Annotated in this window: 17 protein-coding genes; 5 read left to right on the top strand and 12 right to left on the bottom strand. The window is 60.1% G+C overall.

What is annotated here, in order from left to right; all coding sequences use genetic code 11:
- Positions 1-85 precede the first annotated feature (85 nt).
- Entirely contained in the window at positions 86-295 is a 210-nt protein-coding gene (locus tag CX511_RS20530; protein ID WP_045189627.1) for a cold-shock protein, read from the top strand.
- 87 nt (positions 296-382) lie between these two features.
- Here the strand turns inward: CX511_RS20530 and CX511_RS20525 are convergent, their stop codons facing one another.
- The 4 genes from CX511_RS20525 to CX511_RS20510 all read right to left on the bottom strand — a co-directional run bounded on the left by CX511_RS20525 (position 383) and on the right by CX511_RS20510 (position 5,556).
- Complete coding sequence (locus CX511_RS20525; RefSeq protein WP_045189629.1) at positions 383-760, bottom strand: hypothetical protein; 378 nt, start codon at positions 758-760, stop codon at positions 383-385.
- An 18-nt stretch (positions 761-778) separates the two neighbouring features.
- Complete coding sequence (locus CX511_RS20520) at positions 779-1,591, bottom strand: putative RNA methyltransferase (protein ID WP_045189630.1); 813 nt, start codon at positions 1,589-1,591, stop codon at positions 779-781.
- Positions 1,591-2,742 (bottom strand): succinyl-diaminopimelate desuccinylase, encoded by a 1,152-nt coding sequence (dapE, locus tag CX511_RS20515; RefSeq protein ID WP_045189633.1) that lies wholly within the window; start codon positions 2,740-2,742, stop codon positions 1,591-1,593. Before dapE ends, CX511_RS20520 begins: the two co-directional genes overlap by 1 nt.
- Before the next feature lie 222 nt (positions 2,743-2,964).
- Positions 2,965-5,556 (bottom strand): glycosyltransferase, encoded by a 2,592-nt coding sequence (locus CX511_RS20510; RefSeq protein WP_045189635.1) that lies wholly within the window; start codon positions 5,554-5,556, stop codon positions 2,965-2,967.
- A gap of 291 nt (positions 5,557-5,847) precedes the next feature.
- Here CX511_RS20510 and tcdA point away from each other — a divergent pair, with 291 nt between their 5' ends.
- Positions 5,848-6,669, top strand: coding sequence for a tRNA cyclic N6-threonylcarbamoyladenosine(37) synthase TcdA (gene tcdA, locus CX511_RS20505; RefSeq protein ID WP_045189637.1), 822 nt, complete (start codon positions 5,848-5,850; stop codon positions 6,667-6,669).
- Here tcdA and CX511_RS20500 read toward each other — a convergent pair.
- The 4 genes from CX511_RS20500 to CX511_RS20485 are packed head-to-tail and all read right to left on the bottom strand — an operon-like array spanning position 6,648 to position 9,753.
- Positions 6,648-7,058 carry a SufE family protein gene (locus tag CX511_RS20500; protein WP_101292645.1) on the bottom strand — a complete coding sequence of 137 codons (411 nt, stop codon included), beginning with the start codon at positions 7,056-7,058 and terminating at the stop codon, positions 6,648-6,650. The genes tcdA and CX511_RS20500 overlap by 22 nt on opposite strands.
- The gene (locus tag CX511_RS20495; protein ID WP_101292644.1) at positions 7,055-8,260 is read right to left on the bottom strand and encodes an aminotransferase class V-fold PLP-dependent enzyme; all 1,206 of its coding nucleotides are present in this window, start codon (positions 8,258-8,260) and stop codon (positions 7,055-7,057) included. Before CX511_RS20495 ends, CX511_RS20500 begins: the two co-directional genes overlap by 4 nt.
- Before the next feature lie 54 nt (positions 8,261-8,314).
- A complete protein-coding gene (gene dapD, locus CX511_RS20490) occupies positions 8,315-9,349 on the bottom strand; it encodes a 2,3,4,5-tetrahydropyridine-2,6-dicarboxylate N-succinyltransferase (RefSeq protein WP_101292642.1) in 1,035 nt (344 codons plus the stop codon).
- A gap of 41 nt (positions 9,350-9,390) precedes the next feature.
- Positions 9,391-9,753, bottom strand: coding sequence for an ArsC family reductase (locus CX511_RS20485; RefSeq protein WP_045189645.1), 363 nt, complete (start codon positions 9,751-9,753; stop codon positions 9,391-9,393).
- A gap of 232 nt (positions 9,754-9,985) precedes the next feature.
- On the opposite strand from CX511_RS20485, the gene CX511_RS20480 reads away from it, so the two are divergent.
- Positions 9,986-11,632: a Na+/H+ antiporter gene (locus tag CX511_RS20480; protein ID WP_101292640.1), complete on the top strand. Its 1,647-nt coding sequence runs from the start codon at positions 9,986-9,988 to the stop codon at positions 11,630-11,632.
- 103 nt (positions 11,633-11,735) lie between these two features.
- Here CX511_RS20480 and CX511_RS20475 read toward each other — a convergent pair whose 3' ends face one another.
- From CX511_RS20475 to map, 4 genes are all read right to left on the bottom strand, one after another.
- Positions 11,736-12,476 (bottom strand): M12 family metallopeptidase, encoded by a 741-nt coding sequence (locus CX511_RS20475; RefSeq protein ID WP_143527718.1) that lies wholly within the window; start codon positions 12,474-12,476, stop codon positions 11,736-11,738.
- 111 nt (positions 12,477-12,587) lie between these two features.
- On the bottom strand, positions 12,588-13,781 hold the full coding sequence (gene dapC, locus CX511_RS20470; protein ID WP_045189652.1) for a succinyldiaminopimelate transaminase: 1,194 nt from the start codon (positions 13,779-13,781) through the stop codon (positions 12,588-12,590).
- Between the two features lie 22 nt (positions 13,782-13,803).
- A complete protein-coding gene (locus tag CX511_RS20465) occupies positions 13,804-16,503 on the bottom strand; it encodes a [protein-PII] uridylyltransferase (RefSeq protein ID WP_045189654.1) in 2,700 nt (899 codons plus the stop codon).
- Between the two features lie 21 nt (positions 16,504-16,524).
- Complete coding sequence (gene map, locus CX511_RS20460; protein ID WP_045189657.1) at positions 16,525-17,307, bottom strand: type I methionyl aminopeptidase; 783 nt, start codon at positions 17,305-17,307, stop codon at positions 16,525-16,527.
- Positions 17,308-17,647: 340 nt separating this feature from the next.
- Between map and rpsB the strand changes: the two genes are divergently transcribed.
- Both rpsB and tsf read left to right on the top strand, forming a co-directional pair.
- Entirely contained in the window at positions 17,648-18,382 is a 735-nt protein-coding gene (rpsB, locus tag CX511_RS20455; protein WP_038614011.1) for a 30S ribosomal protein S2, read from the top strand.
- 189 nt (positions 18,383-18,571) lie between these two features.
- On the top strand, positions 18,572-19,435 hold the full coding sequence (gene tsf / locus CX511_RS20450) for a translation elongation factor Ts (protein ID WP_045189660.1): 864 nt from the start codon (positions 18,572-18,574) through the stop codon (positions 19,433-19,435).
- Positions 19,436-19,451: the final 16 nt, after the last annotated feature.

The following is a 19,451-nucleotide window of genomic DNA, read 5'->3' as shown; positions in this document are numbered from 1 at the left end:
GGCGTAATGCTCAAGCTGTGTCAGCGGAGGAAGGTGATTCTCTGCTTGCAAGGCGATTCCAAAATAAAAACCCGGAGTAGTTCAGATGTCGTCTCGTGAGACTGGAAGTGTTAAGTGGTTCAATGACGCCAAAGGTTATGGCTTCATTCAGCGTGAAGGTGGTGCCGATGTGTTCGTTCACTACCGTGCCATTCGCGGTGAGGGGCATCGCACCCTGCTTGAGGGGCAGCAGGTCGAATACAGTCTGACGCAGGGCCAGAAAGGCCTGCAGGCCGAAGACGTAATCGGGCTGTAAGCACCGGACCACAGGCCTTGAGCCTGGGTCCATAAGCGAAAAGGCCCGTCGCCGGACAACCGGGACGGGCCTTTCGTAGAACTGGCCTCAGCTGGTACGCCAGGTGATTTCCTCTTCACCGTCGGCGCTGATGCGGATCCAGCGATCAGCATCTTCTTCACCTTCTTCCTCGACCCAGCTACCGGGGGCACAGCGCACTTCGACGTTCAGGGCCGTGAAGGCTGCACGCGCGCAGGCAATGTCGTCATCCCATGGAGTCTGGTCGCTTTCCAGGTAAAGACTGTTCCATTTGCCTACAGCCTTCGGTAACCAGGTAACTGGAATGTTACCGGCCTTGCACTTGTAGGTCTGGCCTTTTTGTACCCAGTCACTGCAAGGGCCCAGGGCTTCGGTGAGCCAGGCTGCGATCTGCTTGTGGTCGACGTCGGCGTCTTTGAGGTAAATCTCGATATCGGGTTGGCGCATTGGGGGCTCCGGGTGTGCTCAGTCTTGGCGCACGAAATAGTCGTAACGCATCGATACCGTGACTTCGAAAGGCTCGGCTTGCTCGATGACGCCGGCACGTTTTTCTGCGCTGGCCCGCCAACCATGAGGAGTCATGGCCAGCAGGTCGGCGCGGGATTTGCCATCGACCAGGCTGAGACGGAATTTAAGGGTTTCGCTATGGGCATGCTGCATACCCGTCGGAACCAATGCCAAGTGCTTGTCATCGGCATAGTCGCGCACTTCATCGTAGAGCCTGTGACGCAACTCAATCAGGTGCTCGTTGGTCGGTCCGACGCGCATCAGGCCACCGCCGGGGGCCAGCAGGCGCAGCGCCTCCTGCCAGTCGAGGGGACTGAATACGCTGGCCAGGAACTGGCAACTGGCATCGGCCAGGGGCACGCGCGCCATGCTTGCCACCAGCCAGGTCAGCGCCGGGTTGCGTTTGCAGGCGCGCTTGACCGCTTCACGGGAGATGTCCAGAGCATAGCCGTCAGCCTCGGGCAACGCCTCGGCTATCTGCGCGGTGTAGTAGCCCTCGCCGCAGCCGATATCCAGCCAACGCGCGGGTGCCCGTTCGGCAGCCAGTTCGGCCAAGCGGCGAGCCACCGGGGCATAGTGGCCAGCATTGAGGAAGTCACGTCGTGCCTCAACCATGGCCTGGTTATCGCCCGGGTCGCGGCTGTTCTTGTGCTGCACCGGCAACAGGTTCAGGTAACCCTGGCGAGCACGGTCGAAACGGTGGCCGGCCGGGCAGGCGACACCGTTGTCGAGGGTGCTCAGCGGGGCGCTGCAGAGAGGGCAGGTGAGCATCAGGCGAGCAACCGGGTCAGGGTCTGGTAGTAGATTTCGGTCAGTACGTCGAGGTCACTGGCCAGGATCCGTTCGTTGACCTGGTGGATAGTAGCGTTGACCGGACCGAGTTCGACCACTTGAGTGCCGAGGGTGGCAATGAAGCGCCCGTCAGAGGTGCCGCCGCTGGTCGAGGCTTTGGTTTCGCGACCTGTGACCGCCTTGATGCTGGCCGACACGGCATCGAGCAGGTCACCCGGTTCGGTCAGGAACGGCAGACCGGACAGCGCCCAGTCCACGTGCCAGTCGAGCTGGTGCTTGTCGAGAATCGCTGCGACACGTTGCTGCAGGCCTTCAACGGTCGACTCCGTGGAGAAGCGGAAGTTGAACAGGGCGGTCAGTTCGCCTGGCACTACGTTGGTGGCGCCAGTGCCCGAGTTGAGGTTGGAGATCTGGAAACTGGTTGGCGGGAAGAACGCGTTGCCTTCGTCCCAATGCTCGGCTGCCAGTTCCGCCAGCGCCGGAGCGGCCAGGTGAATCGGGTTCTTGGCCAAGTGCGGATAGGCCACATGGCCTTGCACGCCATGCACGGTCAACTTGGCGCCGAGCGAGCCGCGACGACCGTTTTTGACCACATCGCCAACCAGGCTGGTGCTCGACGGCTCGCCGACGATGCACCAGTCCAGGCGCTCCTTGCGCGCCGCCAGGCGTTCGATCACCGCCTTGGTGCCGTGGTGGGCCGGGCCCTCTTCGTCACTGGTGATCAGGAAGGCGACTTTGCCGCGGTGGTTCGGGTAGTCGGCGACGAAGCGTTCGGTGGCCACCACCATGGCCGCCAGGCTGCCTTTCATGTCGGCAGCGCCACGGCCGCAGAGCATGCCGTCAGCATCGATCAGGGCATCGAACGGATCGTTCTGCCAGGCCTGCACAGGGCCTGTAGGCACTACGTCAGTGTGACCGGCAAAGCACAGCACCGGACCTTCCTGAGTGCCATGGGTGGCCCAGAAGTTGTCGACGTCTTCGATACGCATTGGCTCCAGCATGAAACCGGCATCGCCCAGGCGTTGCATCATCTGTTTCTGGCAGTCGGCGTCGACCGGGGTCACCGAGGGGCGACGGATCAAGTCGCAGGCCAGTTCAAGGGTAGGCGAGAGGTCGGCTGGGGCCGTCATTGAAGGAACTCCGGGGGCAAGGCAGGGCACGAATTCGAGGGGGGTTATCTTATAGCAATTCGGCAGGAGTGAGGACCGTGGATCTCTGCAGTCTGTCAGGGCCTCATCGCTGGCAAGGCCAGCTCCCGCAGGTTTGGTACATGCCAATACATTAGGTGGGGTGTATGACATTCCTGTGGGAGCCGGCCTTGCCGGCGAAAGGGCGGCAAGGCCGCCCCGAGGTCAGGAAGCCTGTGCCGGCTGAGGAGCATCCACAGGCTTGGGCAGCGACGACAACAGTGCCATGATCAGCGCCGCCAGGTACGGCAGCGACTGCACCAGCAGCATGGTCACCCAAAAGCGCATGTCATTGCTCGGCAGGCCTTGGACCAGGTAGATGCCAGCAGCAGCGCCCCACAGCAGCAACATGATGAACAGTTCTTCACGCGCTTCGGACAGTGCCACCAACAAGCCATGACTGTCGGCATTCTTCGGCGTGCGAAAGAACGGAATGCTGCTGGTGAAGAAGCCGTACAACACCGCTTTGGCGATGGTGTGCGACAGGGCCAGGCCCGCCAGTGCTGCGGCGAAGGCGTCCTTGAGGTTGACCCCGACCGCACGGCGATAGAGGAAGACGATCTTGCCGACCTTGAACACGAACAGCGCCAACGGTGGAATGGCGAAGATCAGCAGCGGCGGGTCGACCCGTTGCGGCACGATGATCATCGCCGCCGACCAAAGCAGTGCGCCGACGGTGAAGAAGATGTTCATGCCATCGGCGATCCACGGCAACCAGCCGGCCAGGAAGTGATAGCGCTGGCCGCGGGTCAGCTCAGTGTCCTTGCCGCGCAACAAGCTGGCGGTATGACGTTTGATGATCTGGATGGCGCCATAGGCCCAGCGGAAACGCTGTTTTTTGAAGTCGATGAAGGTGTCGGGCATCAGGCCCTTGCCATAGCTCTCGTGCGAATACGCGGCCGAGTAGCCCTTCTCGAATACCCGCAGGCCGAGTTCGGCGTCTTCACAGATACACCAGTCAGCCCAGCCCAGTTCTTCGAGTACCGAGCGTCGGGTCATGGTCATGGTGCCGTGCTGAATGATCGCGTCGCGATCGTTGCGGGTCACCATGCCGATGTGGAAGAAGCCCTTGTACTCGCTGTAGCACAGCTTCTTGAAGGTGCTTTCATTCTGGTCGCGGTAGTCCTGGGGCGATTGCACCACGGCGATTTTCGGATCGCTGAAGTGCGGCACCATATGCTTGAGCCAGTTGCGGTCGACACAGTAATCGGAGTCGATCACCGCAATCACTTCGGCATCTTTGGCGGTGTGCGGGATCAGGTAGTTCAGTGCTCCACCCTTGAAACCGGCCAGAGGGGCGACGTGGAAGAACTTGAAGCGTTCACCAAGCATTTCGCAGTGGGCCTTGATCGGCTCCCAGACTGCCGGGTCCTTGGTGTTGTTGTCGATGATCAGGACTTCGTAGTCCGGATAGTCCAGCGCCGCCAGGGCGTTGAGGGTCTGTTTGACCATCTCCGGCGGTTCGTTGTAGCACGGTACATGCACCGAGACTTTTGGACGGTAGGCGCTGTCGGCCTGCACCGGCAGGAACTCGCGGCGGCGTTTGTGAATCCACACCGCCTCAGCCAGTTCATGGGCTTCGGTCAGCAACACGATAAACACCCCGAGCGCGCCCAGCGCGAGCAAGAAGCCCACCGTCAGACTGAACCAGGTGCTGTACTGCTGGCTGTAGTCGTAGCCGATCCACACCAGCACCGAACCGCAGAGAAAGGCGATAAAAGTCAGGAATGTGCGACCACGCTGACGCAGCGCCGAGCCGTCGATCAACAGCAAGGTCAACGAGAGCATGGCCAGCACCACCGAACCTACAGCCAATACACGCCACTGAGGGATGGCGACAACTGGGCCTTCGAAGTTGAACTTCTGCTGGCGGGCGGCGTTGAACACCCCCCAGTAGGCGCCGACCGAGCCTTCATCGCTGGCCTTCCAGGGTTGGTCGTAGGCTTCAATGACGAAGTAGTTATAGCCTTGGCGATTGAGCTTGTTGACCAGGGTGCGCAGGTAAATGGCCTGGTCAGCCTGGGTGGCGTCGGCACCGCCGCGCATGCGTCCGTTGCTCGGCCAGCCGACTTCGGACAGCAGCAGCGGTTTGCGCGGAAACTGTTGTTTGAGGTCGCGGGCACGGTCGAGCACGAACTGACCGGCGTCCTTCATCGGAATGAATTCCCAGTACGGCAGGATGTGCGCGGCGACCAGGTCAGCGTGTTTGGCCAGTTCCGGGTGTTCCTTCCAGATGTGCCACTGTTCACTGGTGGTCACCGGTACTTTTACCGCAGCACGTACGCGATCCATGTACTGGATTAGTGCTTCAGGGGTGATTTCTTCGCGGAACAAGGCTTCGTTGCCGACCATCACCCGTACGACACTACGCGAGCTGTTGGCCAGTTCAATGGCCTTCTGGATCTCCCGCTCGTTACGCTCAAGATCTGGGCTGATCCACACCCCGAGGGTCACCCGCAGGCCGAACTCTTCGGCCAGGCGCGGGATTTCCGCCTGGGTGCCTTCGACGGTATAGATACGAATACTGTCGGTCAGCTTGCTCAGTTGCTCCAGGTCCTGACGCAGTTCGTCTTCAGTCGGGTACTGGCCCTTTTGTGGGCTTTGGCCAAGACGGAACGGCGAATAGGAGAAGCCAGAAATCTGCTCCGGCCAGTTGGGCGCAGAAACCGGGCGATTGATCAGCGCCCAGAACCCGGTGAATAGTGCGGCGATGGCCATGACTATTACCAGGTTGATACCAAATTTACGCGATGACATAGATAGTTCGGGTTCCGAAAGGTGGAACGGGCGAGCGCCACTGGGCGCGGATCCTGCTCGTTATCCGCCTATGCTGTGTAGGAATAGGTCGGCGGCAGTAGGTTAGATTCGCTTCATGTCTTGAAGTTCTAAGGCCCGTGCTGTTGTCGTCCAGGACTAGGGATTGCATCGGACATTAAAACAGGATTACCGCCGACATTACCAATTCCGACGCAGGCGGCTGGTCCGAAGCGGGATGGCATTGGGCCGCAAGAGGCCTATAATGCGCGCCGGTTTTTTCGGGGTTTGGCCATGAGTACAGATGATCCACGCTTTGCCGGTGTTGCCCGGTTATACGGTGACAACGGCCTGCAGCGCCTGCGCGAGGCCCATGTGGCAATCGTCGGCATTGGTGGTGTCGGCTCCTGGGCGGCAGAGGCTATGGCCCGTAGCGGTGTCGGCGAAATCTCCCTGTTCGACCTCGATGACGTTTGCGTCAGCAACACCAACCGCCAATTGCATGCCCAAGAGGGCAATATCGGTAGGGCCAAGGCCGAGGTCATGGCTGAACGCCTGCGGGCGATCAACCCAGCGTGCAAGGTGCATGCGGTGGTGGATTTCGTGACCAAGGAAACCCTGCCGGAGTACATTGGTGAAGATATTGACTGCGTCATTGACTGCATCGACAGCGTTATGGCCAAGGCCGCACTGATCGGCTGGTGCAAACGCCATAAGGTCACCATCATCAGCACCGGTGGTGCCGGTGGGCAGATCGACCCGACGCAGATCCGCGTCGCTGACCTGAACAAGACCTTCAATGACCCACTGGCGTCGCGAGTGCGCTCAACCCTGCGACGCGACTATGGGTTTTCCCGTACGGTGACTCGCAACTACAGCGTGCCCTGTGTGTTCTCTACCGAGCAACTGCGTTACCCCAAAGGTGACGGCAGTGTCTGCCTGCAAAAGAGTTTTGTGGGTGAGGGCGTCAAGCTTGACTGTTCGGGTGGCTTTGGTGCGGTGATGATGGTGACGGCGACTTTCGGCATGGTCGCCGCCAGCAAGGCGGTGGAAAAACTGGTAGGGGGTGCACGCCGCCCCTCCGAGCGCAAGGCTCAGGTGCCAGCGGCAAGCTGAGCCATACGTTGCAGCACGGCGTTAAGGCCGTTGCTGCGCGAGGGCGAGAGTTGCCGGCCCAGGCCCAACTGGTTGAACCAGGCGGGCAAATCCAGTTGCTGGAGTTCGCGGCTGGACAAACCTTCAACCCGGATCAGCAGCAGCGCCAGCAAGCCACGAATGATTCGCGCATCACTGGCGCCTTTGAAGCGCCACTGGCCTTCCTGCTGCTCAGCGACAAGCCAGACCTGGCTCTCACAGCCATGCACGCGGTTTGCTTCGGACTTCTCGGCATCGCTCAAGGGTGTCAAACGCTCACCCCATTGCATCAGCAGGCGCGCCCGTTGCTCCCAGCCAGCCGCCTGTTCGAGGCTGTTCAGTGCTTCCTGTGCTTTATCGGGCAGGCTCATCGCAGCAGCTCCAAGGCTTGATCCAGTGCCTCGAAGAAACGTTGCAAGTCGTCAGAGTCGTTATACAGCGCCAGCGAGACTCGTATCGCCCCGTCCAGGCCCAAACTTTTCAGCAGCGGCATGGCGCAGTGGTGCCCCGCACGTACGGCAATGCCTTGTTCGGTGAGCAGGTGGGCGAGGTCGGCGTTGTGCACGCCGTCCACCACGAAGCTGGCCAGTGCCAGTTGCGGTTGGCCGAGCAGACGAATGCCTTCACGGTCATTCAGGCCGCGCAACAACGTGCGGTGCAGACCAGCTTCGTGTTCACTGACTGCGTTCGGGTCGAGTCCGGCCAGGTAGTTGAGGCTGGCGCCCAGGCCGATCACGCTGGCGATTGGCGGGGTACCGGCTTCAAAGCCCAGAGGCGCCGGGCGGAAGCTGGCCTGGTGATAGTCAGCCAGTTGGACCATCTCTCCGCCGAATTGCCAGTGGCGCAGGCGTGCCAGCGCTTCACTGCGGCCGTAGAGCACGCCAACGCCGTCTGGGCCATACAGCTTGTGGCTGGAGAACACATAGAAGTCGCATCCCAGTTGTTGCATGTCCTGACGGCCATGCACGACACCCTGGGCACCGTCGACTACCGTCAGCGCCCCTTGGGCATGTGCGTGGGCCAGCAACGGAGCCAGCGGCTGCCAGGTGCCGAGCACGTTGGACAACTGGCTCACTGCCAGCAGTCGGGTGCGCGGGCCGATCAACTGCAAGGCAACTTCGAGATTGATCAGACCGCGGTCGTCCAGGGGCAGAACTACCAGTTTGAGGCCGCGGCGCTGGGCCAGTTGTTGCCAAGGCAACAGATTGGCGTGGTGTTCCAGCGCGCTGATGGCGATTTCATCACCGGCTTCGAACAAGCTCTCAAGCCCATAGGCCAGCAAGTTCAAGGCTGATGTAGCGCCATGGGTGAAAACAATCTGTTGGCTGTCGCTGGCATTCAGCCAACTGGCAACCTTTTCCCGGCTACGTTCGAAGGCTTGGGTCGCCAGGGCGCCGGGAAGGTGTTGGGCACGGTGCACATTGGCGGCGCCGTGGCCGTAATAGTGGCTCAAGGCATCGAGCAAAAGTTGCGGTTTTTGCGTGGTAGCAGCGCTGTCCAGGTAGGTCTGGTGCTGGCGTTGCAGAGCGGCGATGGCTGGAAAGTCAGCACGCCACGGGGAGGGCTGGAACATGATGATCGGACCTGAATATCGGGCCTGGCGTTAGGCCAGACCCGATGGTACCACTTAGTTGTGGGCGTGCAGCGCTTCGTTCAGCTCGATGGCCGACTTGTGGGTCTTGCACTCCACAGCGCCATTCAACGAATTGCGGCGGAACAGCAGATCGGTCTGGCCGGCCAGATCGCGGGCTTTGACCACCTTGACCAGCTGGTTGTTCTCGTCCAGCAGGTTCACCTTGGTGCCGGCAGTGATGTACAGGCCGGCTTCGACCGTGTTGCGGTCACCCAAAGGAATGCCGATACCGGCGTTGGCACCGATCAGGCAGCCTTCGCCGACCTTGATCACGATGTTGCCGCCGCCCGACAGGGTACCCATGGTCGAGCAACCGCCACCCAGATCCGAGCCCTTGCCGACGAATACGCCCGCCGAGACGCGGCCTTCGATCATGCCTGGGCCTTCGGTGCCAGCGTTAAAGTTGACGAAGCCTTCGTGCATGATGGTGGTGCCTTCGCCGATGTAGGCGCCCAGGCGTACACGGGCGCTGTCGGCAATACGCACGCCGGCAGGCACAACGTAGTCAGTCATCTTCGGGAACTTGTCGACCGAGAACACTTCCAGCAGCTCGCCCTTGAGGCGCGCTTCCAGTTGCTGCTCGGCCAGTTCTGCCAGGTCGACGGCGCCCTGGCTGGTCCAGGCGACGTTAGGCAGCAGCGGGAAAATGCCGGCCAGGCTCAGGCCATGCGGCTTGACCAGGCGGTGCGAGAGCAGGTGCAGCTTCAGATAGGCTTCCGGGGTAGAACTCAGGGCCGCGTCTTCGGCCAGTACGGTGGCGACCAGCGGCTTGTTGCTTTCGGCCAGACGGGTCAGCAGCGCGGCTTGAGCGCTATCGATACCCTTGAGGGCCTCGGCCAGCTGTGCGGCTTGGGCATTGCTGAACGCGATGGCATGGTTGCCACCTTCATAGCCCAGTACTGGCGTGATCGCAGCGACCAGCTCGGCACTCGGGTTGATCAGCGGTTGTGCGTAGAACACTTCCAGCCATGCGCCTTGACGGTTCTGGGTGCCGACACCGAAGGCCAGGCTGAACAGGGTAGTGGACATGCAGTTACCTCTTGCGAATTTGATTGAAAGCGTGCGCCGCGTTATTGCAGAGCGGCTGCGTACAGGTCGGGCTTGAAGCCGACCAGGGTCCGCTCGCCGAGGTCGAGCACCGGGCGCTTGATCATCGACGGTTGGGCCAGCATCAGTTCAATGGCCTTGGCCTGGTCGAGGTCGGCCTTCTGGGCGTCTTCGAGCTTGCGGAAAGTGGTGCCGGCACGGTTGAGGATTGTTTCCCAGCCGTGTTCGTCACACCAGCGGGTCAGGCTGGCACGGTCAATGCCTTGGGTCTTGTAATCGTGAAAGTCGTAACCCAGGCCTTTGTCTTCCAGCCAGGTACGGGCTTTCTTCATGGTGTCGCAGGCCTTGATTCCATAAAGGTGCAATGGCGTGTCGCGTTTGGTCATGTCTTGCCCCTCCTGGGAAAAAATGGTGAAGGATTATGCCACGGTCAACCGGTTTGGGTTGGCCTTGCCGAGGCACTTTGTAGCATTGTGTTACAGGTTTTGGCAGCCTCTGCGACTTTTGTGCAGCGGTGCGCCTGCAGCCTGAACGGCTACTATGTCGTTTCAATGGCAATGCCCAGAATGGGCGAATGGTGCGCCGTTGACTGTGCTCGAACTGGAAGGAACACGCCGTATGCAATCAGCCTACACCGTTCTCATCCTGCTGATGCTGGTGAGTGTCTCCAAACTTGTCGGTCGGGTCATCCCGTTACCGTTGCCCCTGGTGCAGATTGCCGCCGGGGCATTGCTGGCCTGGCCCACGTTGGGGTTGCACGTGGCCCTCGATCCGGAATTATTTCTGTTTCTGTTCTTGCCGCCGTTGCTGTTTGCCGATGGCTGGCGCATGCCCAAGCGCGACCTATGGCGCTTGCGCGGTCCGATCCTGACCTTGGCTGTGGGGCTGGTGCTGTTCACGGTCGTTGGCGCTGGCTACTTTATTCACTGGTTGCTGCCGAGCATCCCGTTGCCGGTGGCCTTTGCGCTAGCTGCCGTGCTCTCGCCAACTGACGCCGTCGCCGTCTCGGCGATTACCCAGGATCGCTTGCCCACGCCCTTGATGCACATGCTTCAGGGTGAGGCGCTGATGAATGATGCGACAGGTCTTGTGACCTTCAAGTTTGCCTTGGTGGCGGCCATCACCGGCGCGTTTTCTCTGGCTGAGGCCAGTGTCACCTTCGTGCTGGTGGCTGTGGGTGGTCTGGCTATTGGCGTGGCTCTAAGCTGGCTGGTAGGGCGCCTGCGGGCCTGGATGATCGCCCGTGGCTGGGATGATCCGGCTACCCATGTGGTGTTCATGCTGCTGTTGCCCTTCGCGGCCTATGTTGTGGCCGAGCGCTTGGGAGCATCGGGGATTCTCTCGGCAGTGGCGGCCGGAATGATGCAAAGTTGGCTCGACCTACTGCCACGCCAGACCAGCACGCGCTTGCTCAACCGCAGTGTCTGGTCGTTGCTGGAGTTCAGCTTCAATGGCCTGATCTTCCTGTTACTGGGGCTGCAACTGCCTGACATCATCAAGGCGGTCACCAGTCACGAAGCCTCGTTGTGGCCGACGTTGATGTGGCGCTGCCTGGATGTGGTGGCAATCTTTGCGGTACTGGTGGTGCTGCGCTTCGTCTGGGTGCAAGGCGTGTGGCGCCTGATCGGGGTGATCCGCCGCTGGCGCGGCAAGCAAGACCTGGTGGAAGTGGCCGACGCCCGCTCCTGTTGGTTGCTGACCATCGGTGGTGTGCGTGGCGCCGTGACGCTGGCCGGTGTCATGTCGGTGCCGTTGCTGATCAGTGCGGGCAAGGCATTCCCGGAGCGGGACTTACTGATCTTTATCGCCGCCGGGGTGATTCTGCTATCGCTGATATCCGCTTGCATTGCCTTGCCAGTATTGTTGCGCGGGGTGACCAAGAGCCCTGACGACACCTTGCGCCAGGAAGCCAAGGAGGCCTGGCGACGGACAGCAGAGGCGGCCATTCATGCGCTGGAAGCCGAGGAGCTGGCCGAGCCCGGCTCACCGCAAGATGCGGCCCAGGCGGCGCTGGCTGCAGAGCTCAAAGCACGCTTGATGGCTGAGTACCGCCATCAGTTGGACACTTACGACGACAATGCTGAAGCCCAGGCCCTGGCCGAACAAATGGATCAGTTGGAGCGACGCTTGCGCTTGCGAGCGTTGCGGGCCCAGCGATTGGAGTTGTACAAGCTGCATCGCCATCATCAGGTTGGGGATGATGTCGTGCGGGAAGTGCTCGGCGAGCTCGATATGAGTGAGGCCAATCTGGGGGTGGTGAAGTAGCCAGGCATTGCGGGGCAATCTGCTTCCCAGGGGGATAGGAAAGCGCTTGTCCCGCAATGGACCGACATGCGTCATTCGAAAGGGTGCAGGTCAGGCAGCCCGATCAGTCATGAGGGTAGGCCAGGCGCATGAACTCCAGGTCTTTCTCGCTGAGTTCAACGTTTGGCTTCATGTCCCAGTCGCCCAGAATGAATTCCGGGGGAATGTAGTAGTGCATGATCGAGGTGCGATCATATTCCGTTTTCACTAGGCCGCTGGGGTTGTATTTACCTAGTACCTGGGCCTTAACTTCCTCTTCGGTCCAGTCTTGCGACTGCATGTAGTGCGGCACCGCCACTGCTTCGTTCCAGGGTATGTCCGCGTCGGGATGTTGATGCTCATGCTGGCACCCTAAGGCATGGCCAAACTCATGCAGTACGACGTATTTGAAGTACGGATGGTCCGGAGTAACGGTCAGGGATATTGTGTAATCTTCGTGATCCAAGGCGTCGGTTCCGATGTCGGACTCGTTAAACTGCGCGTCTGGGCCGGTGAGAACCCTGATCTGGGCGCGGCTGTCATCGTCTTCTGCCAGATCAAGCTCCAGATTGGCTCCCGAAAGATCTACCCATTCACTGGCTAGCTCGAAAATGGCCATTTTCAGGCTCCTTTCTGGTGCGCCGAGAAAGGAAATCCACAGCGTTCGTCCGGGTTGCCAGAGTCTGCTGGTGACGGCTAATGAGCGTTTTTTTCGGCCACCGCTGCTGGTGGCGGCGGCGTTACGAGGATTTTCTTCCACCGCCAGCTCATGGGAGCGTTGCTCGGTCAGGCGGTTTCGGTAGCGGGGATAGATTGGAACGGTCATGAGAAAACTCCGTAAATAGAGGAGCTCGGAGTTTCCCCCTACAAGGACCTGGTCATGTGGTAGCTATGTATCGTGGCGACGCCTTGAAGGGCGCCGCCAGGCGTTTACCGCTTAGCGTTTGATAAATGACCGAATGCGCTCAGCCGCCTCGACACACTCCGCCAGCGATGCCACCAGCGCCATGCGCACGCGACCAGCACCCGGATTGACACCGTTTACTTCGCGGGACAGATACGATCCTGGCACCACAGTCACATGCTCGGCCTCGAACAGATCCCGGGCGAACTCGGCATCATCTCCAGGTACTTTGGCCCAAAGGTAGAAGCCACCGTCCGGACGCTTCACGTCAAGCACCGGTGCCAAAATCTCCAGCACGGCATCGAACTTCTCACGGTACAGATCTCGGTTGGCCAGTACGTGGTCTTCGTCGTTCCAGGCGGCGATGCTCGCCAGTTGGGTTTGCACCGGCATGGCGCAGCCGTGGTAGGTGCGGTACAGCAGGAACGGCTTGATGATCTCGGCGTCACCGGCGACAAAGCCCGAGCGCAGGCCTGGCAGGTTGGAGCGCTTGGACAGGCTGTGGAACACCACGCAACGCTTGAAGTCGCTGCGACCCAGCTCCACGCAGGCGCTGAGTAGGCCAGGTGGTGGGCTTTGTTCGTCGAAATAGAGTTCGCTGTAGCACTCGTCGGCGGCAATCACGAAATCGTGCTCGTCGGCCAGGGCGATGAGCTTCTTCAGTGTGTCCATCGGTACCAGCGCGCCGGTAGGGTTGCCTGGAGAGCACAGGAACAGGATCTGGCAGCGTTTCCAGGTCTCGGCAGAGACGGCATCGAAGTCCGGGTTGAAACCGTTGCTGTCCAGGCACGGCAAGTAGTGAGGCGTGGCGCCGGCGAGCAGGGCAGCGCCTTCATAGATCTGGTAGAACGGGTTGGGGCTGATGACCAGGCCGTCGGCGCTACGGTTGACTACCGCTTGGGTGAAGGCGAACAGTGCTTCACGGGTGCCATTGACCGGCAGTACATGTTTGTCGGCATCCAGCCAGCCGCTTGGTACACCGAAACGCTGCTCGCACCAGCGAGTGATGGCCTGACGCAGGGCTGGCAGGCCGACGGTCGTCGGATACACCGCCATCTGCTGAAGGTTCTCGGCCAGGGCCTTAGCGACGAACGCCGGCGATTCATGCTTGGGCTCACCGATCGACAGGGCAATGGCGCGTTTGTCGGCCGCAGGCTGGACGCTGCCGAGCAAGGCGCGAAGTTTCTCGAACGGGTAGGGCTGAAGCTGAAGCAAATCGGTGTTCATCGGCGCAAGGTCTCGTCAAACGTTAAATGGTCAGGCGGGAAACGGTGGCCCCGGCAGCCTGGTCGACGCGCAATTGCTCGACGATGGCGTCCTGTAGGCGGCTGCACAACTGGGGGTCAGAGAGCGGCTGGTTGTCGGCGTCGGTGATGAAGAACACGTCTTCGACCCGTTCGCCGAGGGTGGCAATCTTGGCATTTTGCAGCGATAAGTCGAACTCCAGGAAGATCTTGCCAATCCGCGCCAGCAGGCCTGGGCGGTCGGGGGCGCTGAGTTCGAGGATGGTCACCGGTCGCTGGGCGTCGTTATGGATGGTCACTTGCGGGGCAAAGGTGAAGTGCTTGAGTTGACGTGGAACCCGCCGCTTGATGATGGTCGGATAATCGTCCGGGTTGCGCAGCGCCTCGGTCAGGCCATCGCGGATCTCCTTGACCCGCTGAGGGTTGTCGCCGATCGAGCCGCCGTCGTTGTCGAGCACGATGTAGGTGTCGAGGGTGAACTGGCTGCTGGACGTGATGATCCGGGCGTCATGGATGTTCAGGTTGAGCTGGTCCATGGCGGCAACAGTCACGGCGAAGAAGTCGTGCTGGTCAGGCGCATAGATGAAAATTTGCGTGCCGCCTTCGAATTCGCGCTGGGTGGTTTCCTTGATCAAAACCAGTGGGCCGCCATCGGCCGGTTGCTGGAGGATCGCATCGCTGTGCCAGGCCACGTCGGCAGCGGTGTGGCGCAGAAAGTAGTCATCACCCAGTTGCGCCCAGAGCTGCTCGACGTCGTCCGGGTCGGTGCCTTCACGGATCAGGGTGTCCAAGGCGGCGCTTTGTGTCTGGCGAATCTGCTCTTCGCGGTCCAGCGGGTTCTCCAGGCCGCGACGCAAGGCGCGCTTGGTCTCGGTGTAAAGCTGGCGCAGCAGGCTGGCGCGCCAGGAGTTCCACAGGCTGGGGTTGGTGGCGTTGATATCGGCCACGGTCAGCACATAGAGGTAGTCCAGGCGGGTTTCGTCGCCCATCTGTTGGGCGAAGTCGTGGATTACCTGTGGGTCGGACAAGTCCTTGCGTTGGGCGGTGGTCGACATCACCAGATGATTCTGCACCAGCCAGACGATCAGGCGGCTGTCCCAGAGCGGGAGCTGGTGGCGCAGGCAGAACTCCTGCGCATCCACGGCGCCCAATTCTGAATGGTCGCCCTGGCGACCTTTGCCAATGTCGTGATAGAGGCCCGCCAGGTAGATCAGCTCGGGCTTTGGCAGGCGCCCCATGAGCTTGCTCGCCAACGGGAATTTCTCTGACACCGGGGTGTATTGCAGTTTGCGCAGGTGCTTGATCAGGTTCAGGGTGTGGGCATCGACGGTATAGATATGAAACAGATCGTGCTGCATCTGCCCTACGATCAGGCCGAACTCCGGCAGGTAACGGCCGAGAATGCCGTAGCGGTTCATCCGGCGCAGGTTGCGATGGATGCCGATTTCGCACTTGAACAGCTCAATGAACAGGCTGGTGTTGCGGATATCATTACGAAACGCGTCGTCGATCAAATGTCGGTGTTCACGCAGCAGGCGAATGGTGTCAGCGCGCACACCTTTGATTTCTGGGTGCTGGGCCATCAGCACAAAGATTTCCAGCATGGCGAACGGTGTGCGCTTGAACACGTTCGGCCGTACTGCCTCGATGTAGCCGTCATGCAGGCGGAAGCGTGCATTCAGCGGCTGGGTGCTGCCGCTGTCGTCGTCGAGGATCACCTCTTCAAAATGCTGGATGATCAGGTCGCTGAGCTCAGCAATGCTCATGACCACCCGGTAGTACTGCTGCATGAACTGCTCGATGGCGCGTTTGGGGTTGTCATCGCTGAAGCCAAGCAGGGCAGCAATGCTGCGCTGGTGATCGAACAGCAGACGGTCTTCGGCGCGACCGGCGAGCATGTGCAAGGCGTAGCGGACCTTCCACAGGAACTCCTGGGAGGAGGCCAGCAGGGCGTTTTCGCTCTCCAGCAGGAAGCCTTCGCCAGCCAGGGCGTGCAGGTTCAGGGTGCCGTACTGGCGCCGGGCGATCCACAACACGGTTTGAATGTCGCGCAGGCCGCCGGGTGAGCCTTTGACGTTGGGCTCAAGGTTGTATTCGGTGTCGTTGTACTTGTGGTGGCGGGCCTTCTGCTCGGCGCGCTTGGCCAGGAAGAATTCCTTGCTCGGCCACATGTGCGCGGTGCTGGTGACTTCCAGCATGCGCTGGCGCAGGCGCTCGGGGCCAGCAATGGTGCGACTTTCCATCAGGTTGGTAACGACCGTGAGGTCGGCACGGGCCTGCTCGGCGCACTCATCGATCGAGCGCACGCTCTGCCCGACTTCCAGGCCAATGTCCCAGAGCAGGGTCAGAAAGCGTTCGATCGAGTCACGAAACACTTCGTGATCAGCGCTGTCGAGCAGAATCAGCAGGTCGATATCGGAGTAGGGGTGCAATTCGCCGCGACCGTAACCGCCGGTGGCGACCAGGGCGATATCGGCGTCTTCGCTCCAGGTGAACTGATTCCAGGCCTGTTGCAGGATGTTATCGACGAACCAGGCGCGGTCCTCAATCAGGCGGCGGATCTCGCGGCCGTCACGAAAACGCTTGTCGAGCACGTCGCCAGCCTGGCGGATGGCCTTCTTGAAGGCTGCGATAGGGCTAGCCTTGAGAGCCAGTTCCGCCTGGAACTGGCCGCGGTCGAACAGCTCGGGATCCACCTGGGGCATCGAGTCACTTTCCTGTTTGAGTCAGGCCGACGTGCGGGGAATGGTGTCGTCTTTACGCAGGGTGAAGATCTCGTAGCCGGTAGCGGTCACCACCAGGGTGTGTTCCCACTGGGCCGAGAGTTTGCGGTCCTTGGTGATGGCGGTCCAGCCGTCGCCCAGCACTTTGGTGTCAGCGCGGCCCTGGTTGATCATCGGCTCGATGGTGAAGGTCATGCCTTCCTTGAGCTCCATACCGGTGCCGGCACGGCCGTAGTGCAGAATCTGTGGTTCTTCATGGAACACTTTGCCGATGCCATGGCCGCAGAATTCGCGAACCACTGAGAAGCCGTTCTTTTCCGCATGCTTCTGGATCACTTCACCGATGTCGCCCAGGCGGCAGCCCGGCTTGACCAGCTCAATGGCCTTGTACATGCATTCTTGGGTAACTTGCGACAGGCGCTCGGCCCAGACTGGCACATTGCCGACGTGGAACATGCGGCTGGTGTCGCCGTGGTAACCGTCCTTGATGACAGTTACGTCGATGTTCAGGGTATCACCGTCCTTGAGCGGCTTGTCGCCCGGGATGCCGTGGCACACCACGTGGTTGACCGAGGTGCAGATCGACTTGGGGAAGCCCTTGTAGTTGAGCGGCGCCGGGATCGCCTTCTGCTCGTTGACGATGTAGTCGTGGCACAGGCGGTCGAGTTCTTCGGTGGTGACACCGGGCTTGACGTGTTCTTCGATCATCTCCAGGACTTCGGCGGCCAGGCGGCCGGCGATGCGCATCTTTTCGATGTCTTCGGCGGTTTTGATGGTGACGGTCATTGCAGGCTCTCTACGGCGCATTGATGCGCAAATAAACAGGGAAAGGCCGGATTCTATCAGAGCAGCGCCTGCTCCGGCGGCTATGGCATTGATACAACCTCTATATAGAGGCATTCTGGCGCGATTATAGAAGCGGCGCAAAAGCTGCTGACGGGCGATGCTAATTCAGGTTCCGTTTGCTGCGCTTGTGTGATATAAAATGCGCCGCTTTGCGGGGATAGCCCCGAAAGCTTAAACCCACACACGTGTCGACACGATGACCTGGGTGCCTTGGATCTACGGATCCTGGGTTGGTCATTGGGATACGTGGAGGCCCAACCCGACTTATCAAGGAACTATCATGTCCCAAGTCAACATGCGCGATATGCTGAAGGCCGGTGTGCACTTCGGTCACCAAACCCGTTACTGGAATCCGAAAATGGGTAAGTACATTTTCGGCGCGCGCAACAAGATTCACATCATCAACCTTGAAAAAACCCTGCCAATGTTCAACGACGCACTGACTTTCGTCGAGCGTCTGGCCCAGGGCAAAAACAAGATTCTGTTCGTCGGCACCAAGCGTTCCGCTGGCAAGATCGTTGCTGAAGAAGCAGCACGTTGCGGTTCGCCGTACGTCGATCACCGCTGGTTGGGCGGCATGCTGACCAACTACAAAACCATCCGTGCTTCGATCAAGCGTCTGCGCGACCTGGAAACTCAGGCCGAAGATGGCACTTTCGCCAAGCTGACCAAGAAAGAAGCCCTGATGCGCTCCCGTGATCTGGAAAAACTGGATCGCAGCCTGGGTGGTATCAAGGACATGGGCGGCCTGCCTGATGCCCTGTTCGTGATCGACGTTGACCACGAGCGCATCGCTATCACCGAAGCCAACAAGCTGGGCATCCCGGTCATCGGCGTTGTCGATACCAACAGCAGCCCAGAAGGCGTTGACTACATCATCCCAGGTAACGATGACGCCATCCGCGCTATCCAGCTGTACATGGGTTCGATGGCTGACGCCGTTATCCGTGGCCGCAACAACGTTGCCGGCGGCACTGAAGTTTACGCTGAAGAAGCCGCACCAGCTGCTGAGTAATTGACGCCTGGCGTCTACTCGGCACGCAAAAAGGGGGCTAGGCCCCCTTTTTGCCACCTTGAAATCCTCTTGTCAGCATCGCCGTTGCAACCTTGTTACCGCATGAGTGCTGGTGAGTGGATTTACAGAATTGAACGCCCGTCAAGTATCGGGTGGAATGGTTGAAAACCTATCCAAGAGGAATTTGAAATGGCAGCAATTACTGCAGCGCTGGTCAAAGAACTGCGTGAGCGTACTGGCGAAGGCATGATGGATTGCAAGAAGGCCTTGGAAAAGGCTGGCGGCGACATCGAAAAAGCCATTGATGACATGCGTGCTTCGGGCGCCATCAAGGCCGCTAAAAAGGCTGGCAACGTTGCCGCTGAAGGCGCTATCGCTATCAAAGCTGACGACAAATCCGCCGTCCTGCTGGAAGTGAACTCGCAGACCGACTTCCTGGCTCTGCAAGACGACTTCAAAAACTTCGTCAACGCCAGCGTTGAAAAAGCCTTCGCTGAAAAGCTGACCGATGCCGCTCCGCTGATCGCCGCTCAAGAAGGCGCTCGTGAAGCCCTGGTTGCCAAGGTTGGTGAGAACGTCAACATCCGTCGCCTGGTGCGCGTTGAAGGCGACGTTGTCGGTACCTACCTGCACGGTAACAAGATCGGTGTTGCTGTTGTCCTGAAGGGCGGCGACGTCCAGCTGGCCAAAGAAATCGCCATGCACGTGGCTGCCAGCAACCCAGAGTTCCTGAATCCATCGGAAGTCTCCGCTGAAGCAATCGAGCGCGAGAAGGCTGTATTCATGCAGCTGAACGAAGAGAAGATGAAGGGCAAGCCTGAGAACATCGTCGCCAACATGATCGACGGTCGTATCAAGAAGTTCCTGGCTGAAGCTTCGCTGGTCGAGCAAGCCTTCGTCATGAACCCGGAAATCAAGGTCGGCGAACTGGCCAAGAAAGCCGGCGCTGAAATCGTTTCCTTCACCTACTTCAAAGTAGGCGAAGGCATCGAGAAGCCAGTCGACAACTTCGCTGAAGAAGTTGCCGCTCAGCTGGCTGCTGCCAAGCAGTAAGACAGACTTACATCTG

Source organism: Pseudomonas sp. S06B 330, from assembly GCF_002845275.2.
Classification (GTDB): Bacteria; Pseudomonadota; Gammaproteobacteria; order Pseudomonadales; family Pseudomonadaceae; genus Aquipseudomonas.
Note: the sequence above shows the minus strand (reverse complement) of the source record. Positions and strands in the feature narration are given on the sequence as shown.

Excerpts from the sequence above, each read along its gene's own strand:
- tsf (WP_045189660.1), top strand. The coding sequence starts at position 18,572 with ATGGCAGCAATTACTGCAGCGCTGGTCAAAGAACTGCGTGAGCGTACT.
- dapD (WP_101292642.1), bottom strand. The coding sequence starts at position 9,349 with ATGTCCACTACCCTGTTCAGCCTGGCCTTCGGTGTCGGCACCCAGAAC.
- dapC (WP_045189652.1), bottom strand. The coding sequence starts at position 13,781 with ATGAACACCGATTTGCTTCAGCTTCAGCCCTACCCGTTCGAGAAACTT.
- CX511_RS20510 (WP_045189635.1), bottom strand. The coding sequence starts at position 5,556 with ATGTCATCGCGTAAATTTGGTATCAACCTGGTAATAGTCATGGCCATC.
- map (WP_045189657.1), bottom strand. The coding sequence starts at position 17,307 with ATGACCGTCACCATCAAAACCGCCGAAGACATCGAAAAGATGCGCATC.
- CX511_RS20500 (WP_101292645.1), bottom strand. The coding sequence starts at position 7,058 with ATGAGCCTGCCCGATAAAGCACAGGAAGCACTGAACAGCCTCGAACAG.
- rpsB (WP_038614011.1), top strand. The coding sequence starts at position 17,648 with ATGTCCCAAGTCAACATGCGCGATATGCTGAAGGCCGGTGTGCACTTC.
- CX511_RS20525 (WP_045189629.1), bottom strand. The coding sequence starts at position 760 with ATGCGCCAACCCGATATCGAGATTTACCTCAAAGACGCCGACGTCGAC.
- CX511_RS20480 (WP_101292640.1), top strand. The coding sequence starts at position 9,986 with ATGCAATCAGCCTACACCGTTCTCATCCTGCTGATGCTGGTGAGTGTC.
- dapE (WP_045189633.1), bottom strand. The coding sequence starts at position 2,742 with ATGACGGCCCCAGCCGACCTCTCGCCTACCCTTGAACTGGCCTGCGAC.
- CX511_RS20495 (WP_101292644.1), bottom strand. The coding sequence starts at position 8,260 with ATGTTCCAGCCCTCCCCGTGGCGTGCTGACTTTCCAGCCATCGCCGCT.
- CX511_RS20465 (WP_045189654.1), bottom strand. The coding sequence starts at position 16,503 with ATGCCCCAGGTGGATCCCGAGCTGTTCGACCGCGGCCAGTTCCAGGCG.
- CX511_RS20530 (WP_045189627.1), top strand. The coding sequence starts at position 86 with ATGTCGTCTCGTGAGACTGGAAGTGTTAAGTGGTTCAATGACGCCAAA.
- CX511_RS20475 (WP_143527718.1), bottom strand. The coding sequence starts at position 12,476 with ATGACCGTTCCAATCTATCCCCGCTACCGAAACCGCCTGACCGAGCAA.
- tcdA (WP_045189637.1), top strand. The coding sequence starts at position 5,848 with ATGAGTACAGATGATCCACGCTTTGCCGGTGTTGCCCGGTTATACGGT.
- CX511_RS20485 (WP_045189645.1), bottom strand. The coding sequence starts at position 9,753 with ATGACCAAACGCGACACGCCATTGCACCTTTATGGAATCAAGGCCTGC.
- CX511_RS20520 (WP_045189630.1), bottom strand. The coding sequence starts at position 1,591 with ATGCTCACCTGCCCTCTCTGCAGCGCCCCGCTGAGCACCCTCGACAAC.